The 22,639-nt window shown below is 54.8% G+C and carries 21 protein-coding genes; all 21 read left to right on the top strand.

Features of this window, described 5'->3' with window-relative positions; genetic code table 11:
• Positions 1-59 precede the first annotated feature (59 nt).
• The 21 genes from ACGS9J_RS23780 to ACGS9J_RS23880 all read left to right on the top strand — a co-directional run bounded on the left by ACGS9J_RS23780 (position 60) and on the right by ACGS9J_RS23880 (position 22,630).
• Positions 60-1,136: an acyltransferase family protein gene (locus tag ACGS9J_RS23780; protein ID WP_442233116.1), complete on the top strand. Its 1,077-nt coding sequence runs from the start codon at positions 60-62 to the stop codon at positions 1,134-1,136.
• Positions 1,137-1,235: 99 nt separating this feature from the next.
• A complete protein-coding gene (locus ACGS9J_RS23785; protein WP_442233117.1) occupies positions 1,236-1,700 on the top strand; it encodes a DotD/TraH family lipoprotein in 465 nt (154 codons plus the stop codon).
• Complete coding sequence (locus ACGS9J_RS23790; RefSeq protein WP_442233118.1) at positions 1,697-2,509, top strand: type IV secretion system DotC family protein; 813 nt, start codon at positions 1,697-1,699, stop codon at positions 2,507-2,509. Before ACGS9J_RS23785 ends, ACGS9J_RS23790 begins: the two co-directional genes overlap by 4 nt.
• Entirely contained in the window at positions 2,502-3,677 is a 1,176-nt protein-coding gene (gene traJ, locus ACGS9J_RS23795) for a plasmid transfer ATPase TraJ (RefSeq protein WP_442233119.1), read from the top strand. The genes ACGS9J_RS23790 and traJ overlap by 8 nt, the downstream gene beginning before the upstream one ends.
• The gene (gene icmT, locus ACGS9J_RS23800) at positions 3,670-3,957 is read left to right on the top strand and encodes an IcmT/TraK family protein (RefSeq protein WP_048795552.1); all 288 of its coding nucleotides are present in this window, start codon (positions 3,670-3,672) and stop codon (positions 3,955-3,957) included. Before traJ ends, icmT begins: the two co-directional genes overlap by 8 nt.
• Positions 3,958-4,017: 60 nt before the next feature.
• Positions 4,018-7,317, top strand: a complete 3,300-nt coding sequence (locus ACGS9J_RS23805) for an LPD7 domain-containing protein (protein WP_442233120.1) — start codon at positions 4,018-4,020, stop codon at positions 7,315-7,317.
• A 24-nt stretch (positions 7,318-7,341) separates the two neighbouring features.
• A complete protein-coding gene (locus tag ACGS9J_RS23810) occupies positions 7,342-7,695 on the top strand; it encodes a hypothetical protein (protein WP_021807922.1) in 354 nt (117 codons plus the stop codon).
• A gap of 8 nt (positions 7,696-7,703) precedes the next feature.
• Positions 7,704-8,411: a DotI/IcmL/TraM family protein gene (locus ACGS9J_RS23815; RefSeq protein ID WP_021807923.1), complete on the top strand. Its 708-nt coding sequence runs from the start codon at positions 7,704-7,706 to the stop codon at positions 8,409-8,411.
• Between the two features lie 23 nt (positions 8,412-8,434).
• Positions 8,435-9,409, top strand: a complete 975-nt coding sequence (locus ACGS9J_RS23820) for a DotH/IcmK family type IV secretion protein (protein ID WP_442233140.1) — start codon at positions 8,435-8,437, stop codon at positions 9,407-9,409.
• Between the two features lie 3 nt (positions 9,410-9,412).
• Entirely contained in the window at positions 9,413-10,759 is a 1,347-nt protein-coding gene (traO, locus tag ACGS9J_RS23825; RefSeq protein WP_241392058.1) for a conjugal transfer protein TraO, read from the top strand.
• Positions 10,760-10,769: 10 nt separating this feature from the next.
• On the top strand, positions 10,770-11,138 hold the full coding sequence (locus ACGS9J_RS23830) for a hypothetical protein (RefSeq protein WP_241392057.1): 369 nt from the start codon (positions 10,770-10,772) through the stop codon (positions 11,136-11,138).
• On the top strand, positions 11,131-11,850 hold the full coding sequence (gene traP, locus ACGS9J_RS23835) for a conjugal transfer protein TraP (RefSeq protein ID WP_442233121.1): 720 nt from the start codon (positions 11,131-11,133) through the stop codon (positions 11,848-11,850). Before ACGS9J_RS23830 ends, traP begins: the two co-directional genes overlap by 8 nt.
• Positions 11,851-11,860: 10 nt before the next feature.
• Entirely contained in the window at positions 11,861-12,403 is a 543-nt protein-coding gene (gene traQ, locus ACGS9J_RS23840) for a conjugal transfer protein TraQ (protein ID WP_021807928.1), read from the top strand.
• A 76-nt stretch (positions 12,404-12,479) separates the two neighbouring features.
• Positions 12,480-12,866 (top strand): DUF6750 family protein, encoded by a 387-nt coding sequence (locus ACGS9J_RS23845; protein ID WP_129942291.1) that lies wholly within the window; start codon positions 12,480-12,482, stop codon positions 12,864-12,866.
• A gap of 104 nt (positions 12,867-12,970) precedes the next feature.
• On the top strand, positions 12,971-13,585 hold the full coding sequence (locus ACGS9J_RS23850) for a conjugal transfer protein (RefSeq protein WP_442233122.1): 615 nt from the start codon (positions 12,971-12,973) through the stop codon (positions 13,583-13,585).
• Positions 13,560-16,619: an ATP-binding protein gene (locus ACGS9J_RS23855; RefSeq protein WP_442233123.1), complete on the top strand. Its 3,060-nt coding sequence runs from the start codon at positions 13,560-13,562 to the stop codon at positions 16,617-16,619. The genes ACGS9J_RS23850 and ACGS9J_RS23855 overlap by 26 nt, the downstream gene beginning before the upstream one ends.
• Before the next feature lie 12 nt (positions 16,620-16,631).
• On the top strand, positions 16,632-17,840 hold the full coding sequence (gene traW, locus ACGS9J_RS23860) for a conjugal transfer protein TraW (protein WP_048795538.1): 1,209 nt from the start codon (positions 16,632-16,634) through the stop codon (positions 17,838-17,840).
• Complete coding sequence (traX, locus tag ACGS9J_RS23865) at positions 17,830-18,390, top strand: conjugal transfer protein TraX (RefSeq protein ID WP_308813627.1); 561 nt, start codon at positions 17,830-17,832, stop codon at positions 18,388-18,390. Before traW ends, traX begins: the two co-directional genes overlap by 11 nt.
• 93 nt (positions 18,391-18,483) lie before the next feature.
• A complete protein-coding gene (locus ACGS9J_RS23870; RefSeq protein WP_442233124.1) occupies positions 18,484-20,628 on the top strand; it encodes a DotA/TraY family protein in 2,145 nt (714 codons plus the stop codon).
• A gap of 63 nt (positions 20,629-20,691) precedes the next feature.
• Positions 20,692-21,327, top strand: coding sequence for a plasmid IncI1-type surface exclusion protein ExcA (gene excA / locus ACGS9J_RS23875; RefSeq protein WP_241391268.1), 636 nt, complete (start codon positions 20,692-20,694; stop codon positions 21,325-21,327).
• 217 nt (positions 21,328-21,544) lie between these two features.
• A complete protein-coding gene (locus ACGS9J_RS23880; RefSeq protein ID WP_442233125.1) occupies positions 21,545-22,630 on the top strand; it encodes a secretion/conjugation apparatus DotM-related subunit in 1,086 nt (361 codons plus the stop codon).
• Positions 22,631-22,639 lie beyond the last annotated feature (9 nt).

Below are 22,639 nucleotides of genomic sequence, written 5' to 3' on the forward strand. Positions count from 1 at the left end.
TATTGCCTTCCTCCATTTGGTAGTATTCCCACTCTTTGTTGCAGTCATGGTTAATTTGTATGAATAACAGCAGGTTGGATAGTGTTCAGGCTCTTCGAGGTCTGGCTGCTCTTTTTGTCATGTTATTTCACTTTAGATGGAATATAAATCTTCCCTATCCTGGCTTAGGAGATGAGTTATTCGGCTGGGGGGCTATTGGTGTTGATGTTTTCTTCATAATAAGTGGGTTTGTTATCACGCTTTCAGCGAAGAAACTAAAACCAGGATTATCGGCGACAGGGGTGTTTTTGAAACACCGCGCGAGGAGAATACTTCCAGCCTACTTTATTATCCTGCTAATTACTTTCCTTTTGTCTGGGGCCATGAGCACGTTCCATTACCCAGAGAAAGTGAGTAATTTTGCAAGCGCACTCACTTTCTCCCCAATTGATGCCAATAATTCTCCCTTCTATGTAGATGATGGTGGTGTCTATGGTATTAGGTGGACATTGAATTACGAAGTTTTTTTCTACTTGGTGATGGCAGTTTGTCTGATATCAAAATACCGATGGCTACTGTTGTTTGGCGTGTTTTCGTTAAGCCTTATTGTTTTTCCTATGTTAGCAGGGCAATCACCAACCTTAGGAGTTAGTGGCTATCAATTCAATTCAGCTTACTTGAATTTAATGACCAACCCTATCATATGGCAGTTTTTGGTGGGCGTTGGGTTTGGTCTTATCTATCCCTATACAAAAAAATTAAATAGTCAGTTACGCTTGGTAATATTAGTTATTGCAATAGTTGTTACAGGCTACTTCGTTTTCTTTACACCATTACTGGGTCATGGACTAACGATGTCAGGGTGGTATCTGTCAATTTTGTTTATTGCTGTAGTCTTAAATGATGAGATCATAACGAAATACACGCCGAGATTCTTTATTACTTTGGGGGAGATATCATTCTCTCTCTATCTTATCCACACACTAATGAATGGTGGGATAGGAAATCGGCTTGAAAATATTGGTGTACCTGACGGTTTACCAAGGTTTGTTTTGTCGTGCGTTATCTCCATCGGGTTGGCCTACTTGTCGTATAAATTTATTGAAAGGCCAGTGAGTTTTAGAAAGCAAAAGTCAGTAAGGCATGAGTCAGTGTAGTTAATAAAAGGGGCGCAATGCCCCTTTGCTTTATTTCTTTTCTAATCCCACTCTAAATTCAAATTAATCTAAATAGTCAGATATACAGGATAAAGAAACATGAAACTTTATTGCATGTTACTCTTTGTGCCTGTGGTGCTTAGTGGATGTCAATTTCCGGCTAAAAGTACCGCAGTCATGCCGCTCAAAAATACAGATACTCAATATAATGCTGAGCAGATTAGTAACGCTCAGAATAATTTGTATTTATCCGGCGCGATAAACCAAGTTCGAGCACCTTTATTTACACCCGATATCAGTGCCAATTCTCAGCGCGTAACCCTCAACTGGGATGGCGATGCTGTCGAGCTGCTTTCTCATCTGGCCCGACAACGTGGGTTGACCTTTAACTGGACGGGTGTGCGGCTTCCATTGCCGGTCAATCTGCATGTAAACGGCGTCACCTACCAGAACCTGTTGCGAATGATTGAAGTCCAGACTGCCTGGCGGGCCACACTGCATGAGTTTCCTGGCCAGCTCACACTGGCCTTTTCACAACCAGAAAAACCGAGGGGGCGTAGATGAAAAAATCCATTCTGACGCTGCTTTTCGTCAATGGCGTACTGTGCGGCCAGGCAGCAGCTGCACAATCCCCTTCAGAGTCTGCACCGCCAGATATGGGCAGTTACCTCAGTCCTTCACAGCCATCAACGTCGGATGTGTCGGAAACGCGGCGTCAACTGCTTGAAGAGGCTGGACGCACATTGGGTTTTCGGGGCGGAAAAGCACAGCGAGCCTGGGAGCTACGGCAAACACTTGATGCCGTCGCCAAAAACCTGGATGCCTTATATGACTTTCGTACTTTGATCAGCCGCCAAGGTTGGCTTCCTCCGGTGATCAGTGAGGCTCAGGATGTGGCCCACATCACCCCTAATCAGATAAGAACCGCTACGCATGTGTATGAAATTCTCACCCCGGAGCGTTTTGTCAGCAACCCGCCATCCTGGCGGAGTTGGCTCAACGCAGGCTTATCCACCTCGGCTATCGATGGGCCTGAAGCGGCAGTGATACCGTCCAACGGTGCGCAGAAAACGCTATGGCAGGCTGCTGTTCGAAAGGGGTGGGAAGAAGGGCGAGAGAGTGCTGACCATACGTTGGAAGCCAATTTCAATCGTCTGACCCGTGATTATCGCGGCATGTTGGTTTACTCCCGCTTGTTGCAACAGGGGTATATCACCTCTCCGGTGGTGACCGACCAGCAACAAACCGTCAGTGGCGATCGTAGCAAGCTGACCACGGGGGATAGGGTACGTCGCCTCAAAGAGCACGCTGGATTTGTGCCTGACAAGACGAAATGGAAGCCGGTAATACAAAGAGAGGGCGATCATGACTGAATCTACTGACTTTGTACCCTACCCTTTTCATAACGGGCTGGACGGCAATGCGCTGAAAGCGTTTTTTGTCTGGTGCGCCAAGCAGAATGTTAGTGATATCCATATCCAGGGCGGCAATCACTTGGTCGTCAGCCACCACGGTCGATTGCGACGAGCCAGCACCTTTGTACTGGCTGACGATACCTTGTCCAAACTGATTGACGAGGTCTTTGAGCCGGAGGTCCGGGCAACGGCCGGCGGGGGGCATCCAGTGGACAGGGCGCTGCAGCTGGATGGCGATATGTACCAGCGTTACGGTCTGGATCGTGGCGAACGGTTGCGATTCCGCTGCAATTTCGTACAGGCAACGGCGGGGCGGCTTGATACGACTATTGCACTGACTATGAGAATTATCCCGACCGCAATTCCCGACCTGGATTCGTTGGGTATCGAGGATGATCTACGCAGTGTTGTTCTGCCTCATAAAGGGTTGGCCTTCATTGGCGGCGAAACCGGCTCCGGAAAAAGTACCTTCCTGGCGTCGGTTTATCGGCACTGTATTGATCATGACCCTGACCGCAAAGTGACGACGACCGAAGACCCGATAGAATTTGTTCTGGGTAAGAGCGGAGATATTTTGCCGGCGACCCAGTTGCAGATCCGGCGGGATGTGGCCAATTTTGCCGAAGGTATCCGTGCTGACCTGCGTCGAGCACCGTCGGTTATTGGCGTCGGGGAAATGCGTGATCGGGAAACCGTGGAGGCCGGTATACAGGCGGGCCAGCTTGGTCATCTGTGCTTATCGACACTGCACATTCACTCACCGGGTGAGGCCATACCTCGCTGCCTTAACCTGTTCCAGGCGGAGATCCGCGAAGCTATCGCGCACGACATGCTGGGGGTACTGCAGTACATCGTGGTGCAGAAGTTGCTGAGAACAACTGATGGCAAACGGCAGGCTGTGCGTGAATACATTATCTTTGACGATCTCTTGCGGGAACGGCTGTCGCAAATGCCTTACATCAAATGGGGCCAGCACATTGACGGCATTATTCGAACTGAGAAACGGCGCATTGCCGATCATGCCTGGCGGCTGTACTTGCAAGGCCGCATCGCTCGCAGCGAGCTGGCCGTCGCCCTGACTAGCCACCAGTTGCGTGAGTTGGAGCGAGGTCATGCCCATGAATGATGAACAGGAACCTTTGCCACCGGGCTATTGGCGCAATGCCTCTCGGCGGCTCAACGTTTACGGTGTTCCGGCCCCCTTGTTTCTGCTGTATTTATTCTGGTTCCGCTTCCCTACCTGGGACACGATTTATGTGATCAGCGGCATCATCATTTTTTTCCGAATTCTGTCGGCCTTTGGTTGGACGTTGACGGTACTGAATGCCCGGCTGGTCTATCTGCTGCGAGGAAAGCGGCTGTCGGGCCGCCCGTGGTGGTATCGCCGCTTTACTGAAGGCGAGTGACGATTATCCGCATAGGCCTTTTAGGATGCCGGGGTATGGATCGGCGTCGAGGAGATCAACATGGGAAAAGTAATTGAGCACTGTCTTTGGCTGGCGGTGCCGCACGAAGAACGAGATAAGGCTCGCAAGGCTGCAGGGCTACTTGATGATGGCCGTTCGGCACTGGCCTGGGATAAAGATGCCGTTCTGTGGTACGCGCGTCCAGGAAGCGATATCGATCGCGTGAAGGCTTGGCTGCCTGATAACACCATCAGCACCGGCGGTGGTGATGCGGAGGCAGAGTTTCATGATGCCCTGACGCAGGCGGGATTAGTCGTGAAAGGCTTGCCGGTGATGGACGGGAAACGGCATCGCGTCGCTACGCTGGAGGATAAGAAGGGGCAAAAAAGTGGCGTTTACCGTGGGTTCCTCGATCGCCGACCCGGCGGCTGGTTTATCAATTACCACCGTGCTGAAACGGAGAAGTCGGTCACTAACTGGAAGGCGAGCGGAACAGAAGTTGACCCCGTTGCCCGGCTGCACATTCGGGCTGCAGCCCGCCAGGCACACGATAATGCTGAACGGGCACGAGAGGCCAATTACCGTCGGCAGACGGCGAAAGCGCAGGCATTATACGACAAACTTCCGGGGGCCGACCCCGCCCATCCCTATCTGGTGCGAAAGGGGATAACCCCGACGCCAGAGCTGCGACAAACTCAAAACGGTGCCCTGGTGGTGCCGTTTTTTAATGCTGAGGGTGAGTTTCGCACCTTGCAGTACATCACGCCTGACGGTGATAAGCGGCTTTATAGCGATGCGCCAAAGCAGGGTAATTTTTTGGTGGTGGGAGGCCCGCTCTTACCTGATGCCCCGGTGATGTATGCCGAAGGGTATGCCACTGCCAGAAGCCTGAATCTTGCCACTGGCCAACCGGTCGTGATGACCATCGATGCCGGCAATATGGCTGCAATAGCAAACGTGTTGCACGCGCGTTATCCCAACACCCCACATATCTTCCTGGCCGATTTGGATCATGCGAAGACAGTGAACAAGGGATTGCTGATGGCAACCCAGGCAGCGTCCTCAGTGACTTATGGTGCTGCAATTGTGCCTGATTTTACCGACGCTGAAAAAAAACTGGGGCTGACCGATTTCAATGACCTTCACCAGTCGCGTGGGCTTGATGGGTTGCGTTTGCTCGTGACCGCCAACATTGCCCGAACACTGGAGATCATCCGAGAGGAAAGAGACAAAATGAACCTTCCATCCGAGGGCGTATCGCCGCCCATTCCTGACGAACCGCTACCTACTCCGGCCGACACTATGCCGCCAACGCCGGCCGAGAACATCGGGCCTGTTGAACCGGCGGTGGATCATCTTCCCGTTGTTGATGAGACGCCGATTGATATTAATGATTATGCGTCCTGGGCCGCGCAGGCCGATACGTCGGCAGTACCGTTACCTGATATGGGGCCCGAACCTACAGAGAGCCCCGATGTTTCTGAGGTAGTAGCCCGCTCAGACAACGCCCCCATTTCTCTGGCTGGACGACTTAATCCTGAAGGGCGCGTACCAGAACCAACCCCGACCGGCGGTGCAGAATACGTTGTACCGACGCCAGAGGCGACTGAAACATCCCGGGTGGCGACAGCGGATACGGCAAGTGAATTGGAGGCTGATGTGCCACCTCGTCCAGCCAGTGAGCCAGAGCAAGAAAATGCCATACCTGCGTCACAGTGGGCTCACCGCTCTGCGTCAGAACAGACTCAGGCCGAACCTACCGTTGACGCTATCTGGGTTGGTCCGCCACGCCCGAACGGCGAAGCCGCTGATCCGGACGTAGCGCTGATAGATAAGGATGCGTTACTCCAGCGGCTGTCATGGGAGCCGCAGAGCGATAAGTCGGTTCTCTATAAGTTGGATAACGAACCGGCGTTCATCGATCGGGGTTCTCGGTTGGATATGGCGGAAGGGGCCAGCCAAAGCGATGAGAAGGTGCTCGCGGCGTTGTTGACGGCGGCACAGTATTACCGGGGACGTATTGAGTTGACCGGTAGTGAAGCTTTTCAGGAAAAAGCGATTGCCTTGATTGCCCAGCATAAAATCAATGTGGCGATGAAGGTACCCGCTCAACAGGCCATGCTGGAGGATGCGCGGAAGTTATTGGCTACACCAGTATCAGCGCGTGACGCTGTCACTGGTGACATGGTCCCGATGCCAGCTCATTCCCCCACATCGCAACCGGCTGCATCGCCGGTGAATCATCCCGACCCCGAAGCAGCCACACCGGCGGACGCCCCGCGAGAGGTTGCACCAGCCGTTGATCATCGTGTCGCTCCTGCAGCGCGACCGCAAGATAATGCGGCTCAGCCCGACAGCAGTATTTCTCCCGCTATTCACCAAAGTTACAAAGCGGCGGCTGCGGGGGTGACGGGCAAGGTACTCGAATGTGGTAACGCACCTTTCCGTTTTGAACCCGGTCAATCGCAAAGCGCTTTTATTACGCTGCGGACGCGAGAAGGAAAACAAACGTTTTGGGGTAAGGAGCTTTCGGGGTTGCTGCGTGAAACGCGCATTAAGCCTGGCCGCATAGCGACACTGACCTGGCTGGGAAAGGAGGCGGTAACCGTACAGGTTCCGCAAAAGGACGATCAGGGGGTGGTCACCCATTTTGAGTCTAAAACTGCTCATCGCAATCAGTGGTCGTTGACCCCGACTGGGGGCGATACGGTACGCACCGGCACTGATGAAGGCGTGAAGCTGGCGGCATTCGATGCGTCGCGCTTTGCCAAAATCCAATCGGCCATCATTACCCAACTGCACCTTGATATGCCGCCCCCGGCTGCGCCTAAGGAAGGTGTGTACTGGTTGCGTCCTGATGGGCAGGGCAGTCAGACCCCCGGGGATGTGTTATCCGCACCACGGCCGTCCGTGGATAAAGGGGCTGGGGAGCCGGTTGTTAGCAGTTGGTCGAAAGATGGTCATCTTGATTTGTACCTGGTACGCAGTGATGGCCCGTACCTGCAGGGTGTGGTTCGTCACCAGGGGCAGTATCAGCATGTCTTGGTGACGCTGCCTGGCCGGGACGATGCCCCACCGATGGTGTTCAACACAGTCACCACGGAGGGCGCGAGGCCTGTAGGTTGTGGGAATGGGATCAACCGCAGCAGCGGCCAGCCTGTTCCCCGCGAGAATATTGCCTTCAAGCTGGAAGGTGATAGCCAGGTTCGGATTGGCAAACTGGATGCACCCGCCAGCTTACCGCCCGCGCTTCATTCCCGATTGGGATTTGACGAGCGTTGGCGGGATGAGAACACCTCCCCAAAGGCCGCGCCGGCGGCAGCGCCAAAGGCTCAGCCGGGCGACCCTCGCCCGATATAACTCACTGACCGCAAAGGACACTTTATGTTTAAAAAAAGCGTGTGCGCCGCACTGCTTGCGGCGTTGTGCTGTCTGCCGGCTACCAGTTTTGCTTCTACCTGCCGTGCGGGGGCTGCTGCAGAAGCTGGTAGCAAAGCCGGTTATGAACAGGCCCGGCGGGCAGCCGAAGCCTGGGCGTCGCGAGAGCAGAATGCCTCCGACCAGTTGCAGGATTGTTTGTCACGGATACGCACAACCACGATCCAACTGCCCACGTTCCCCAGCCTTGCTGACATTATGAACCAGGTGTCTGAGAAGGTCTGTCAGGCGGCCGTTGACAAGATCAACGACAACATCCCCGGCACCATTGACCCGTGGCAAGAGTTCACGGGGCGTTAAGGAGACCCATGCAAACGCAAGAACAGAGCTCTGCCGAGGCGCCATTGGCGCCGAACATGGCGCCCCCTGTGTCAGACGATGAGGCGCGTGCTTATGCACATGCCCTGTCCCTGCAACGCCAGCGTGAGCTGGGGGCGGCTTTTGCTCATCGCTGCCTGACCGTCATGCTGTGGTTATGTGTGGCGATGGTGCTGTCGCTTTCCCTAAACGGATATCTGGGATGGCAGGTTGCACACCCTCCGGTTAAATACTTTGCGACTGAGAATGGGCGGGTGACTCCGGTCAAACCGATGAATATGCCAGCGTTTAGCTCAGAGGATGTTGCGGCATTTGGTGCCGATGCATTGCGTAAAGGCTTTACGCTCGACTTTGTTCACTATCGCTCGCAGATGACCCGGGTGGAGCCACTTTTCTCTGACCAGGGTTTTGAGGGATACAACAAGGCACTGACGTCGTCGAACATTCTTGCTGCAGTTAAAAGTCAGCGGATGAACCTGTCGGTTGATGTGGCGCCTGGCGTCATACGCAGCAAAGGGGTACTTGGCGATCGTTATACCTGGGAGTTCCAGTATCCGGTCACACTCAAGCTTGATGGGCAGCAAACCAGTACGCCAGCTCAGCGGTTTATCTTCACTTTGCGCATTCAGCGCACCGACGTTCAGGAAAAGCCGGCGGGTCTTGAAGTCACCCAAATGATTTCAACAAACGCCAACTGAGGTTCCCCATGAAAAATACCCTAATGTTCTCCTTGCTGGCGTTGATGACCACGCCGGTCTGGGCAGAAGCGCCTGCCGCCTCCGCGCCGGCGGGTTGGTCACAAAGTCAGGTACCCACGGCTGCGGTACCTGCTGCACCGGCCGCTCGGCCCGTGTCGGAGCCACCATTACCTAATGGTGCCGGGTTGTCCGGTAGCGATCCACTTCCTCCTCCCTCACCGCTCTATGCACAGGCCGAGGAGGCCGTATCACCCTTGACCCCTGATGAGATTAGGCAGTTGCGGGCGCGTCAGTCCGACGTCACCCGGGCCATGATCTCACCCTCAGTATCGGTGGTGCCTCGCATCAGTGCACTGACCGTCGATTTGTCGCCGGGAGCCAGTTTGCCACTGGTGCGTACGGCGATGAACTACCCCAGTTCACTGACGTTTATCGACAGCACCGGTGCACCCTGGAAATTGGGTGCTGCGCCGATCAGCGGTAATCCGGCCTTCCAGCTTTACTGGGTGCCGGACAGTCCGGTGATGGTGGTTTATGCCAAGCAACCTTTTGTTAGCGGCAATATCACCGTTTATCTGAGTGGGTTGTCCGTTCCCATTGTGCTGAATGTCACCAGCGGCGAACCGGATACGTCTGCCAAAACATGGACGGTAGACAGTCGCCTCGATATGCGCGTTCCCCGGCGTGGGCCAGCGGCCAAAGCGACGGCTATACCTGAAAGTCGCATCGGGCTGCATGACAGTACGCTGCAGTCTTTCCTTGACGGTGTACCGCCTAAAGAGGCTCGGCGGCTCAAAGTTACCGGTGGCGTGCCTGACATCACGGTATGGCAACTGGGGGATGATTTGTACATCCGATCGCGCGCCGATATTCGTGACGAGTTTGAAGCGACGCTTTCCTCTGCAGATGGTACTCACCTGTGGAAGTTGCCGGCGACACCCTATGTGACGTTTTCCGTTATGGGGAAAACCACCGCGCTAAACATTGCTCTGGAGTAAGACATGGCGAGTGAAAATGATGCAGGAAGGGATAAAAAGCTGACATTGACCCTGGTGGCCTCTGCTGTGGTGGCATTGGTAGGCGGGACTTATTTTGTCTGGAGTTGGCTGGCTACGCCGCCACCGGCACCCTCCCAGGTTGATATCAATCGTGTAGGCGCGTCGGTGCACAGCAAGGGGACAGAAACGCCGGCGTACCGGGATTTGCTTCGACAGTATAACCAGGAAGGGGTCACGACCGCACAGCAGCGTAATAGCAGCTTTATTGCTTCTATACCGCTGGAGCAGGAACCCGTGACGCTGCCCTCTCAAGCTACGAATGCGCGAAAGCCATCGACAGAACCGTCAGCCCGACAGGGGCGCAATGATTCGCGCCAAGCCGATACGGACAGGCAGCGGCAAGATGAGCGGCGTCAGAAAGCGTTGGACGCTTTATTGGCGCAGATGGTACCGCGAACGGATACGACATCACCGCCAACCGGTATACAGGTGGCTCAGGCTCTCGGTGGGGGAGACGGTAATACATCGGGGGCGAGCGGGGGAGATGTGTCGGGCTTTAGCCGCTGGAGCGCCAGCCTGCCGGGCAATATGTCGGTGCAGACGGCCTCACTCAGTACCGGAACAGGGGGATCGCCGGTCACGCCTTCCGTGGTCGTGCCACCCTACTGGCGTGGCCCGGGCGTGATCGACATTGGCGTGGACTCAGATAACAGCACCACCCCAGTGTTGGGGCGGTTTGTGTCAGGTCCCTATGCGGGCGCGGTGCTTAAAGCCCCTGCCGGCGCGAAGCTGGCGGGGGATGGGGTGGTGATCCACTTCACCGAAATGTCTTTTGGGGGCGTCAATTATCAGGTCGATGCCTATGCGCTGCAGGATGAGAGCCTGATGCCGAGTGTCGCCACTGAAGTCAATAACCGTTACTTCTCGCGCATTGTATTGCCAGCCTTGCTGAAAGGGATTGGTGGTATCGGTGAGATGTATGCGCAAGCCAATACGCAGGTGGTGACGAACGGCTTCAACGCGGTGACGACGCGACCGGAAACACCGGATGGTAAAGCAGTCGCTGGCGTGATTGCCGGCGGCACGGCCAGTCAGGCTGCGAATGTGCTGAGCAGTGATGCTGCCCGCTTACCGTCGAAACAGGTCCTTGTCGAGAAGCAACAGGTGGTGGCGATTCAGTTCATGCGCGGGGTTTACTCGACCGATGTGGCCAACGTGGGGGCAGCGACAGCGCCAATGGTCACATCACCGGTGGTAAAGCCGGTAGACAGAATGCCGCCGACAGAAAACGACTGGCGGGCACAGACGCAGGCACGAATCGAAGCGCAGCGCAGGCTGCAACAGCAATAAGGGCTATTCCATGGCACGACAATTCGAGCAGAACATGACTATAGGGCAGGATGAAAATTTGCAGTGGCGTCAGAAAAGCCAGCAACTGCGGCAGGCACTGAACTGCGCGCTGGCCTGTTTGCATGCCTGTGAGCCTGACGTGATATCCCCCAGGTTGCTTCAGGACTGGGTATCTTCGGATAGGGTATCCGAGTTGTACCTTCTGATGCATACCGATCCACGTTTTGATGAGGGACGGGCAGCGCTGGAGAATTACCTTGGCTGCCTGCCCGGCGTGCACCCTGAACACGCGGCGGCGATGGGTTCATGGCCGGAGGCAGCAGAGCGTGCCCATGATTATCTGGTTCAACTGATTACTCGGGAGAATAGGCATGAGTGAGTTTTCAACTAACCCAACAGTAACCGCCCCGCCTGAAGCTCCGCCAACACCGACTATGCCCGGCAGACCTGGCTTAATGCAACGCAAGTTGCTTTTTGGTCTAACGCTGCCCTGGCTTGCAGGGGCCGTTCTTGCTCTGGGACTGTTTGCGGCTTATCTGTTCGCTCCTTATGTGAATGGTGGTGATGGCGGTTCGGCCGCTACGCAGGATGCCTTCAGTGAGGCTGAGTATGGTCAATCTGCGGCACCGGTGGCGTTGGCCGCTGTCGCCCCGGCAGGGGGAGCGGACGCGGTTCAACTGCAGAATGACGTTGCCACCATGGTTGGCGGTGTTCGTTCTTTTGCGGAGACTAACCGCACGGCGATTTCCCGGTTGGCGGACACGGTCAAAACGCAGAGTACTGCGCTGGCCGCGCTGAAACAGCAATTGACTGACCTGCAGGCACAGAATAACCAGCTGCTCAGCAGGTTGTCTGTTCTTGAGGCAAAGCCTGCAGCTGTGGTGTCGCAGGTTAATGACCGTGCCGCACCCCGTTCTCGTTCTGCGCTTGCCGGCATGCGACTTGATGCGGTGCAAAACGGCATGGCGTGGGTGTACTGGCAAGGTAAAACCTGGGCTGTCAAAGCGGGCGATCGGCTGGGGCGGGTGACCATCACCGGTATCGATGCTCAGTCTCGTGAAGTCAGCACCAGCGCGGGCGTGCTGAAGTGAGGTAAGGGTTATGCCTAACGGAAGCGATGCTATCCAGCTGTTGGTCAATCTCGCGCATAACGTGCAGGGGGCGTTTACCCGTTTGGGGTTTACGCTGGCCATGTTGTTTGCCGTGGTAGGCGCGGTGACATTTCTGGCACATCACGCCAGCGCATCACGTAAATCGCCGGGCCAGTCCGCTGGGGGCGGAAAGGTGATCGCCTGGTTGCTGTTGTGCGGAGGGCTGGCGGGATTGGATCAGATGATCGGTGCTGCAGCCCGGCAAGTGGGTTGGCAAGGTGCTACCTTCGACGCCATCAGCTATGTGGATGTTGGCACCTTTGGTGTGGCGGCCGATGCCGCGAACGCCATGCTGACCCTGATCCGTGTCTTTGGCGTTTATGTTGCGCTGCAGGGGATGTTGACCTGGCGCCGGTCACTTAAAGATGGGCATACGGGGTTGTCGGCCAGTCAGGACGTTTCCACCGGAAGCTTGAAATTCACGCTGGGTATCATGATGGTCTGCAGTCCTTATCTGCTTGATGCCCTGCAAAAATCCCTTGGCATGCTGTAAGCCTGCCGGGTTTCATCCGCGCGTAAGCGCACTCTCACCTTCATTAATAACAATCTTCATTTTCAAGGAGTCAATCATGCCAAACGACATGATGCTGAAACTTTCCGTGCGCGCTTATTTCATTAAAACGTGGTTACGTCAGCGATTTATGGCGTTTTTGTCAGGAGCTATAGCGGTTCTACCGGTCACTGCACTGGCCGATGGTGATATTGCGGACATGGCCGACCGTGCCGCTGAAGGTGCCAAGTCCGGGATTAAGTCTGCACTTGTTATTGCACAGCTTGCCGGAGCCGTATTTGTCATTGGCGGACTGATTGCAGCAAAAAATAAGAAGGACAATCCGCAGATTAAGGTCTCCCATATTATTTCGGCAATTCTGTTTGGGGTCTGCCTCATCGTGGTGCCGGAAATTATCAAACGAGCGCAAACACAGGTGGGACTGTCACCGGTCAACGTCGGCTAACGAGATACGCTCCGGATTTCCGGAGCGTTTTTTATGGAGTGAATCTATGGCACAGCGACATATTCGGGGAGATGGCCCGGTCTGCTTTTGGTTGAGAATTCGTCATGACTGAAGCTCAGTTAACGCTAGCGCCACTTTCACTGGATATCAGTGGCGATCCCCAAACACCGGTGCCGCAGCCGATGGACGGTTCACGTTGTCGATGCTGTGGCCTGCATATTAACAAACTGTGGCAGGGGGCCCGCGCAGGATTTGATGAGCCACATGCGGTATGCACTTTATGTTACCTCTCCGGGCACCTCGACAGCCCCACCGCAGCCCATGCTCGTCTGGTCTGGCTTCCCGGCGTTTCACTGATGAACGCCCTTCATCTGCAGCGTCAGATTTTGTTGGCGATGATTACCGGCACCCGAGCACAGCAGCGTGAGGGGAAACGTTTGTGGCGCTGGATGGTACTCCATGCCCGAGAGGTTGAAGGGGCATGGGGAACGGCGCGAGTCGGTGAATTTGCCGCAGCCATGCTGCGATTGCCCCCCGTCAAGCGGGCATGCCTGCAACAACGACTGGTTGGCTGCGTACCTGTATTTCCCCCTGATGTGTTCGATGACCTGTCGCTGTTGTTGCCTGAGGGTAAAACAGCGGCGCAGGCCTTGACGACCTGGTGTTTCCCTACCTACCGCCGGAGTGATTTGTATGCCGAACCCGATCCGCTGGATTGAAGAGATAATTACTGCAACTTCCCGCTTTGCCGTGTCGCGGGATTTGCCCGACTACTGTGATCTGCAGACGGTGATCCGCCTGACAGATGACGATCGTATACGCCACCCCGAGCTGGCAGCCCCCTATATCCTGGTGACTGACGACGGTGATTATTGCTCGGCCTTTGCCGTCGCCGGCAGCTTTTGCGATACCGATGAAACGGCGGCGTCAGACGCGCCGTTTTCCTGGGCGGGTCGCATCAAACGTATGACCGAATCCTTGAATGCGGTGTATCGCCGGCATGGCCATAAGTTCAGCCTGATTTACGAGGATGATCCTTCACGCGGGGAAGAAGAGGTCAGGCGCCTTATGGCGCCTCAATACCGATCTATTCGCCGTACCGGCATGGCGTTGAAGGAAATTCTGGATGAACGGGTGGCGAAGATCAGCCCCTGGGTGTCACGAGAACGCTGTTATCTGGTGTGTTATACCGGACGTAAGGCATTGTCCGCCCACGAACTGATGGACGAAAACAAGCGTCTCAAGGCGCTTATCCAGCAAAGCCCCGATGCGCGTTTTGGCCAAAACCCTGTTTTGGCTGAGATGGTGGGACAAAAAATCAGACATGATGCCTTTCTCAGTGGCATAGAGGCGGCATTGAGAGATAACGGCGAAGGCGTGCTATTGAGTCGTCTTGACGCGCATTCAGTTGGGCATGCATTGCGTGAGCAAGTGGATCGGGCTGGCACCTCAGAGCACTGGCAGCCATTGTTGCCGGATGATCCCATTATGCCCCATGGCGCACGTGCTGGAGATGATCACACGCCATTCCTGGCACCATGGCTGAACTTCCAGTTGATGAATCAGGATATTCACCCGCAGGGCAATATGTTGCACATTAACGGCGTGTGGCATGGCACCTTGTCAGTTGTCCTTGGGCCACAAACCCCTCAGTCGTTTGCGCATCTTAAAGCGTTGGTGCCGCGTGCGGTGCCTTGGCGGGTACGGATGGATGTGATGCCTGGCGGCATGTCGGCGTTGGGCGTCAAGAAAGGGACGCTCGACTTTATGGCGTTTGTGCCGACGTTACGGCCGATTTGGAAATCCATCGCTGCACTGACACAAGTTGAGAAAAATGAACCTGTCTGTGTGATGACGATAACGGCTGCGACCTGGGGGGACAGCCCGCAGGCGGTGACGCGTAATCTGACGCTACTGACGCAGGCTTTCCAGTCATGGGGGGTATGTGAAGTCACACAGACTTTCGGCGATCCGGCTCGGGCCTGGGTTTCCACTTTGGTAGCGGCCAGTAAAGGTAGCGGCCCCAACCCGCTCTACCCACCGTTATCCGAAGCACTGAATTTGGCGCCGTTGACGCGGCCGGCATCTGCCTGGGAAGACGATGGCAACGCCTTGTTCCCCACGCTGGATGGCAAACTCTATCCTGTGGGGCTGGCTACCAGTAAGCAGAACAAGTTGACCAATCTGGTGTCCGGTTCTCCGGGGACGGGTAAGTCAGTGTTACTTAACGCCCTTGGCAACATTCAAATCACCAGCGCTCAGCAAAATCTGCCGTTTTTTGCTGGGGTCGATAAGGGATTTTCAATGCAAGGCCAGATTGCCTTGCTGCGCGATGCTTTGCCGCCGGAACGCAAGGATGAGGTGGTGGGTATTGTTCTGCAGAATAGTACGGCCCATTGCCGCAACCTGTTTGATATCCAGTTGGGGGCGCGTTATCCGATAGAGCCTGAACGCAACTGGATACTCGGCATGTTGACCGCCATGTGTATCGATCCCAGCACCGGCGAACCCCCTAATGCCCGCGATACCCGACAAATCCTCGAGCGTGCCATCAGTAAGGCCTACACCACTAATGCAGAAGTCAGTCCGCAGGCTTATAGCCGCGGTTTACCTGGATTGGAGTGTGTTGATGCGGCATTGGATAAATTGGGGCTGTTTGAACGGTTCGACGCAGACTGGTGGGATAAAGCTCTATGGTACGAAGTGCGTGATCTGCTGTTTGATGGGGGCTATGTGCGAGAGGCCCAATTGGCCCAGTTCCAGGCTGTACCTGAACTGACCGACATGACCGGTATCCTGAATCATGAAGATATTCAGGGTGCCTTCGGTAAAGTGCAGCGAGATGGTAGTCAGGAAAAGTTGCTGGAGTATATGTATCGCTGCATGAAAGACGCGGTGGGTGAATTCAAAATGCTGGCTGGGCGCACGCGGTTTGTCATTAGTCCTCGGACACGCGTGATCGCAATCGACCTCAATAACGTCATGGGGGATGACAGTAAGGCGGGGCATCTCAAAACGGGGATCATGTTCCTGTTTGCTGGCCAGGTGGCCGGCGGTGATTTCGTCCTGCCTCAGTACCGTGATGTGTTGCTTACTGCGGTCGACAAGCGTTATCACGCATTACATATCGAACGGTTGGAACAGCTGGATCAAGAGGTTAAGACCAAGGGGTATGACGAGCTGCATAACGCCAAGAAAGTGCCGTTTATTTTCCCCATGCTGGAAACCCAGGATCGTGAACAACGGAAATTCGGGGTTCGCACCGTATTGTCTTCCCAGTATATGCGTGATTTCCCTGAGGCCATACTTCGCTCGGCTAACTCATTGTTCATGATGGAAGTCGATCCGGATGACGAAGCGCTGTTGGTCGAACGCTTCAAGGTGCCGAAAGTCACCTTGCGTAACTTCCAGCGCTGCGGTACAGGCCCTGCTCCTGATGGGAGTGGCGTGCCGTTCCTGGGCATTTTCCGTATCAAGGGCGGTGGTACGTTGGCCCGGATATTGAAAAACGCGCTGGGGCCTCTTGAACTGTGGGCGCTTAACTCTTCACCGATAGACAGCTCGCTCCGGCGGCTGTTGTACGAACAGGTTGGCGGGTCAACGGCGCGTGCCATTCTGGCCGAGGCTTTCCCGCAGGGCACTGCGGAGAAGTTGATCGAGCTGCGTCGAAAGCAGGTCGGCGATGTGGATGCCGGCAATGTCACGCGCCAACTTGCCTCTGAGCTTATTGCCAAACGCGGCTATCACCTTTAAGCGAGAAAAATCATGAAATACTCTGCGACAGTGGTCGCGCTGGCGGTCAGTCTGGTACTGACCCAGCCCGCGGCCGCATATACCGTTTATGTATCCGGCAGTGCGCCGATTGAGTTCCAGGTTATGCCAGCAATGGGCACCATCAATGCCACGTTGGCAGAGATCCTCACGACGGAAACCCAGATAGGCACCGCCATCGTGCAGGCCAGCGACAAACAGGTGTCAGCGGTGACGGAGGCAGCCCGCGCACAGCGAGAGTCCGATATTTTTGGGCGTCAGACAGAGCGTCTGGAGCGTGCCCGTGACAGCTTCACGGTAACGGACAGTATCTGCAGCGAATCGGCTTCCGGCATGGCCACGCAGGTCAGTAAGCAGACCCGTTCCAGCGCCTCCCGACTGTCTGGCGGCGGGGGCGTCAGCAGCGAAATGGTGCGCAAGAGCGTGGCGTCCCTTCCGGTGGCGCCGCGTCAGGGTGGATATCGCAGTGCGGCGGTACATGCGGCTTACTGTACGGCAGAGGAAGCGGCAACCTATGGGGGGACAGACCTGTGTCCACAGGTCTCTCCGCTGCCCGGCGGTGATATCGAGCTGCGTTCCCTGATGGATGGCGCTGGCGCTGTTGGTAAGGCACCTGACCTGACCTTCAATCAAGAGCAGGTCGATGCGGCGATGGCCTACATGAAAAACTCGTCCCGCCATGATGCGGGGCGTACGCCGGGGAAAGGCGATATTCAATCGGCCACAGGCCGCGAATATCAGGGATTGCTAACACAATACAAATCAATACAGAGCGCGGCCTCGCAGCCCCAGTTGGACATGATCGCGGCCAGTCAGCCTAATCCTGCGACCCGGGATGCGTTAGGTGAGTCGTTACAGAGTCCATCGGCCAGTCAGTATTTTTCAGCGACGGCGAGCCAGGAAGCGCAAAAGTCCGGGGTGATGAGTGAGCGGGAATATGAGTCTTTCGAAGTCGGCCGACGTTACGCCAATACCGCTTATGAAACCGATCTGCAGGCGATGAATGGCGACAATCTGATGCGTGAATTGGTGCGTGTCCAGAGCCTGGGTAACTGGTTGCAGTTGGGCATTAAAAACGAGCTGCGCAAGGCAAATGTTATTGGCGGTCAGCAATTGGCCATGGCGGCGAAAGCACAATATGCGCCGCAACTACAGCAGCTTTCCAACCAGATGAGTGCGGGGGTAACGGCTAATGCAAACTGAACGTGACGATAAGAAAACCGGAACCTCCTCGTTGCGGCGTGTTGGGAAAGTAGGGCTTTCATTGGTAAACCCATTCTCTGACCTGGGCGTTATTTACCGGGGTAGCATGCGGCCGATACTGAACAACCTGGAGCGGGTACGGGAGGTGGTTCGCGAACGTCGTCAGGTTGACCGTGAAACTTTGACCTGGGCACAAGCCGTGGCGGCAGCGGGCGTTTCGGTTGAGCAGCTTCGCACCAACTATGTCCGCATCCGGGCATTTTGGTGGTTCCTTATGCTGGTTTGCGGCGGACTCTCCTTGATTTTGTTACTGATGATCATGGTGAGTTTAGTCTCCCTGCCTGGCTCGGTCCTGCTGCGTGCGACGATTGCGTCATTGATTTTGGCGTTGTTAGGGGCTGCAGGGTTCGTGAAAGCGCTGATCGTGACGTATCGCCTGTGGCAACTCAATACGCAGCGCGTCAGTAAAGAAGAAAAGGGGACGTTCGGTGATTTCCGGTCGGAGAATCGCTGTTGCCGGCAAGTAGTGTCATTAGGCTATTGGCGCTGACAGCCCGACTGCATTTATCCCCCTTTGACGCCTCATTCACTTCCCTGCCTTCTACCCTGCGATCTACCGGGGTCATAATATACGGACAACACGATGAAATTTCTCAAAAGGCTGTGGTCAGCAGGCTTGCTGCTGGTCTTTTCCTGGCCAGCGTTCGCCGATGGTGTGAATTATCAGACCATCGCAGACGCTGCGCAGAAAACCAATGACTTATCGCGCCAGGCGCTGGTCATGATCTTTGGGGATGTGGTTCTACATCCGTTTAACCCTGGGCAACAAACGTTGATTGGCTCGCTATTTGCCATTATTAACGGTGTGCTTTGTGCCATAGCCCTGTTCTGGTTTTTGACCGTGACGATGAAAACCGTCGTGAAGGCTGGACATGAGGGGCGTGTGTTTAATGGTGCTCGCTCGATGCTGTATCCGGTTATGACCTTTGCGGGCTTTATCACGCTGGTGCCTACAGGTTCGGGGTGGTCGATTTCGCAATTGGTGATGTTGTGGGCCGCGTCTGTGATGGGCGTCGGTAGCGCTAACCTGCTAACAGATAAAGCGGCGGATATGATGGCCAGCGGGTATTCGATGGTCACGCAGCCGACTGCGCCGGCGACCCGTTCAGCTGCACGGGCCATTTTTGAAATGAACCTGTGCAAATATGCCATCAACCGCGAACTGCAGGCTCTTTATGCGTCAGGGGAAGCGAATACGCCCATGATGAGTACGAAAGGGGGCAACGGTGAGTATGAGACCGGTAATGGCAGTGCCATTTGCGGGTCGGCGAAAACACCGAACTCTGCCCGTAGCGGTGTATGGAACTTGTTATTTGACAGCAAGGTTGATACCGACAATGTTGTGGCGTCACAAAAGCAGGCGCTGGATAGGATGCAGACGTCACTGGATCGGGCGGCAATGGACTTTGTCGATACCTATTTGAGTAAACGTGATCAGGACAGTGGCAGTTTTCAGGATGTGGAAACCGACATTCAGAATGCGGCGGCCGACTATGAAGATACGGTCAACAAAGCGCTGAACCAGATCAACTACAAGGATTCGCTGCAGAGCCAGCTGGTCAATCAGATCAAGAGTTATGGTTGGGTTTCTCTGGGGGCCTGGTATCACACCTTCGCGACCGCCAACAGTAAAACCAACGATGTGGCCAATGCGACGCCGATCACCAGTGGCATGAGTGGGGTGGGTGAGCACGGTACGGGAGACTTGTACAACCAGGTGTTTACCGCCTATCGCGCACAGGTGCAGAACAGTACCTATACACCACCCCTGGGAACACAAACGGAGAGCGAGATCAGTGCAGCCGGTGCAGCTCAAGAGCCCAACTCTGTATTTGTTGGCATATTAAAAAGTCCTATACAAAGGCTAACTAACTTTATAGCAACGAGAAATATAGGAGCAAACTCAGACTACACTGAGCAAGTTAACCCACTGATTAAAATGCAAGAAGTAGGCGATTATACGCTGGGTACCACAGAAACGCTGATGGCAGCCTATGCCGGCACCTGGGCGATTGCATCGGCGGCCAGTAACTCACCGGTGGGGTGGGCAAGTAAGATCTTTGCGGTTGATGCCGGCGCGGTGGTGAAGGATGTGATGGGTGCGATGGCGCCAATGTTCTACTTCTTTATGTTTGCACTTTTGGCTATCGGATTCTCACTGGCGGTATTTTTGCCGGCCGTCCCTTTTATTTTCTGGATGACGGGCTTCTTTAACTGGATTGTCAGCGTGCTGATTGGGTGCGCAGCAGGACCAATGTGGTCAGCGACGCATCTGGGGGCAGAAGAAGACAAGGGGAGCCGCAGCGCATATGGGTATATTTTCCTGATAGACATGATGTTGCGGCCTTCGCTGATGGTGTTGGGGTTCTTTTTCGCCTCTGTGGCGGCGATTGCCGGCGGCACGGTACTCAATTTGTTGTTTGCTTCAGCCCTGGCTAACGCCAATGCTGACTCGATTATGGGGTTGGTCAAGATGGTTGGCTGGTTGATGATATATGCACGTATTGCCACCTTTGGCGTGACACGCTTATTCAGCCTACAGGCCTCACTGCCAGATTATGTGATCTCATTCCTCGGCGGTCGAGAAGGGAATAATGTCATGGGCGGTTTGGTCGATAATATGAAAAATATGTTCGGTGCTGCAGGTACGGGATCGCAGCGAATTCCCGGTATGCGCAATATGCCGAAGCGGTCTGGAAAGGGTAATGAAACTGATGGAATACAGTAGAAACCCCCTGACAAATACACAGTGGTTGGGTATAATGTATTCAATCATAGAGGAGGAAATTTTATGGCTCAGCGACTAAAAACAGGGAAAGAGTTCACTTTTTTCCTTATCAAACTTGCTTATGGGTTAGTTGCTCTCCCGTGTCTGCTCATATTGGGGCTTTTATCTCTGTTTGCCATTAGTGCCCCTGGTAAGACAGGTAGCGACATATATATTATTGTTGGAACAATCTGGATGGGGGTAATAATCCCCGTTGCTGTATTCTTCTTTCATGTTTTAAAAAAACGCCGTCTTTTGAAAATTATTACCAATGATATAAAAAATCCCGATTTCTTTATGCCAGAACAAGGCTATGAGATGTTCCATGAAGGTGATGGTAAATATCTGGGTATCGATATCAAGCGCGGCACCATCCTTTACGTGCATCGTATCCGAAAAGGTGAAGTGGATGTGATTGGACTGGATATGAACGACTGGACCAATCGGGAAGTGGAAGGAAAGATGTTCCGCCTTTACACCAAGCTCCCTGAGTTGCCCCGTATCGAAATTGCTACTCCGTGGGCCCAACGCTGGTTTGATACGCTGGGTTCTATGGAATTCAAGCAATATCAGCCGGCGATGCCGTTCTCTGAGTATGTTGATATTCACCGTGAGCAGCTGGAGCGTGAAAACCATATCGCGATCCCTCGCCTGGCCTGAGTCGTACCTTATCCCCCTCTAGTCACCTCATCGGGTGGCAAACACCCTTAACACCGGCTTTTAGCCGGTGTTCTTTTTTGCGAGTTCCTCTATGTATAACCGCCCATCGCAGAGCGCGTGGGACGGCGATCAAGGGCAAATGTTCCTGGCCTTCTGTGCTGCTGTTCTATTGTGCTGGCTATTTTTTGATTCGTTTGTGTACGGGAGTTGCTGGGTCTTGTACTGGCTCTGGACTGCGGTAGATGTTCCCCGCATCCATAACTGGGCCGGTGGAAAAATTAACCTGCTGGCCGACACGGCCAATCACGCCGACAGCGTTACCTTCGATGAGTGGCTTAATGTGATGAACGCCACTTCAGGTATCTTACTGTTGTTTTTGGTGCCGATCGTTGTGGCCAGCTTTATCGCGCTGGCGCAGCACCCCGTTCTGGCTTTTCGTAGCAAACGGCCTATCAATGTCCATACGTTGCCGGGCCTGGTCAGTGGCTTTGCCCCCTCCGTGATGCCTGTTCTGGCCATGGCATCCGGGCCGGATGGCCTGATGAATGATCCCGCGCCGGCGAATGTTTGGGCGCTGAAACCCGAAGACTTCACCACGCAACATCAACTCGTTCAACGCAAGACGCTCGATCGGACTGGCGCAGCGAATGTCTTCGCTGCGCAGTTGGGAAAAACAATGTGCAATGTGACAAATTGGCACCCTTATGAACGCGCCCTGCTGGCAGTGTTTGGTCTGCAGGTATTCCTTAACGATCGGGCGGCGGCTTCACGGTTGCTGGATGACCTGAATCGCTCCTGTGTAGTGAGGCGTTTTTTACGACGCAAGCGGGTTTCACCTGTGCCGTTGTTCCCGTTGGCCAATGCAGCTTTTGAACGCGTGGTTCAAGCGCCAGGCGTCAACGAGTGGCTGGCTGGTCACGGGTATGTGCACAGTGCGCTGGTTGGGTTGTATGCCCGTGACCTGCGATTGCCACCGGCGCGTTTTCGTTGGCTCAAGGGTGTTGACCGTACATTGTGGTATGGCCTGCATTCGGCAGATACTGCCAAGGTGTTTGTCGAAGGCGCTGGTATTGCTGCTCAGGCTCGGGCCGAGGTGCGCGCCGGCAAGTTGGGATTGCCTCGTCCGGGCATCATGGTGGAGCAAGCTGTTGAAGGGCTGCAGGCCGATCTGGAAAGTCTGGGTCTGGTCTATCCGTATACACCGGTGGTGATTAGTCGTCGCCAGGCGGCAGAGCAGTCGGTGATGTCAGCTGTTTATGCCATTACCGACCCGCCGGACAGCGAGGAGGCAACTGCACCCTAGCGTCACTCC

The organism is Serratia quinivorans, from assembly GCF_052113645.1.
GTDB classification, from domain to species: domain Bacteria; phylum Pseudomonadota; class Gammaproteobacteria; order Enterobacterales; family Enterobacteriaceae; genus Serratia; species Serratia quinivorans_B.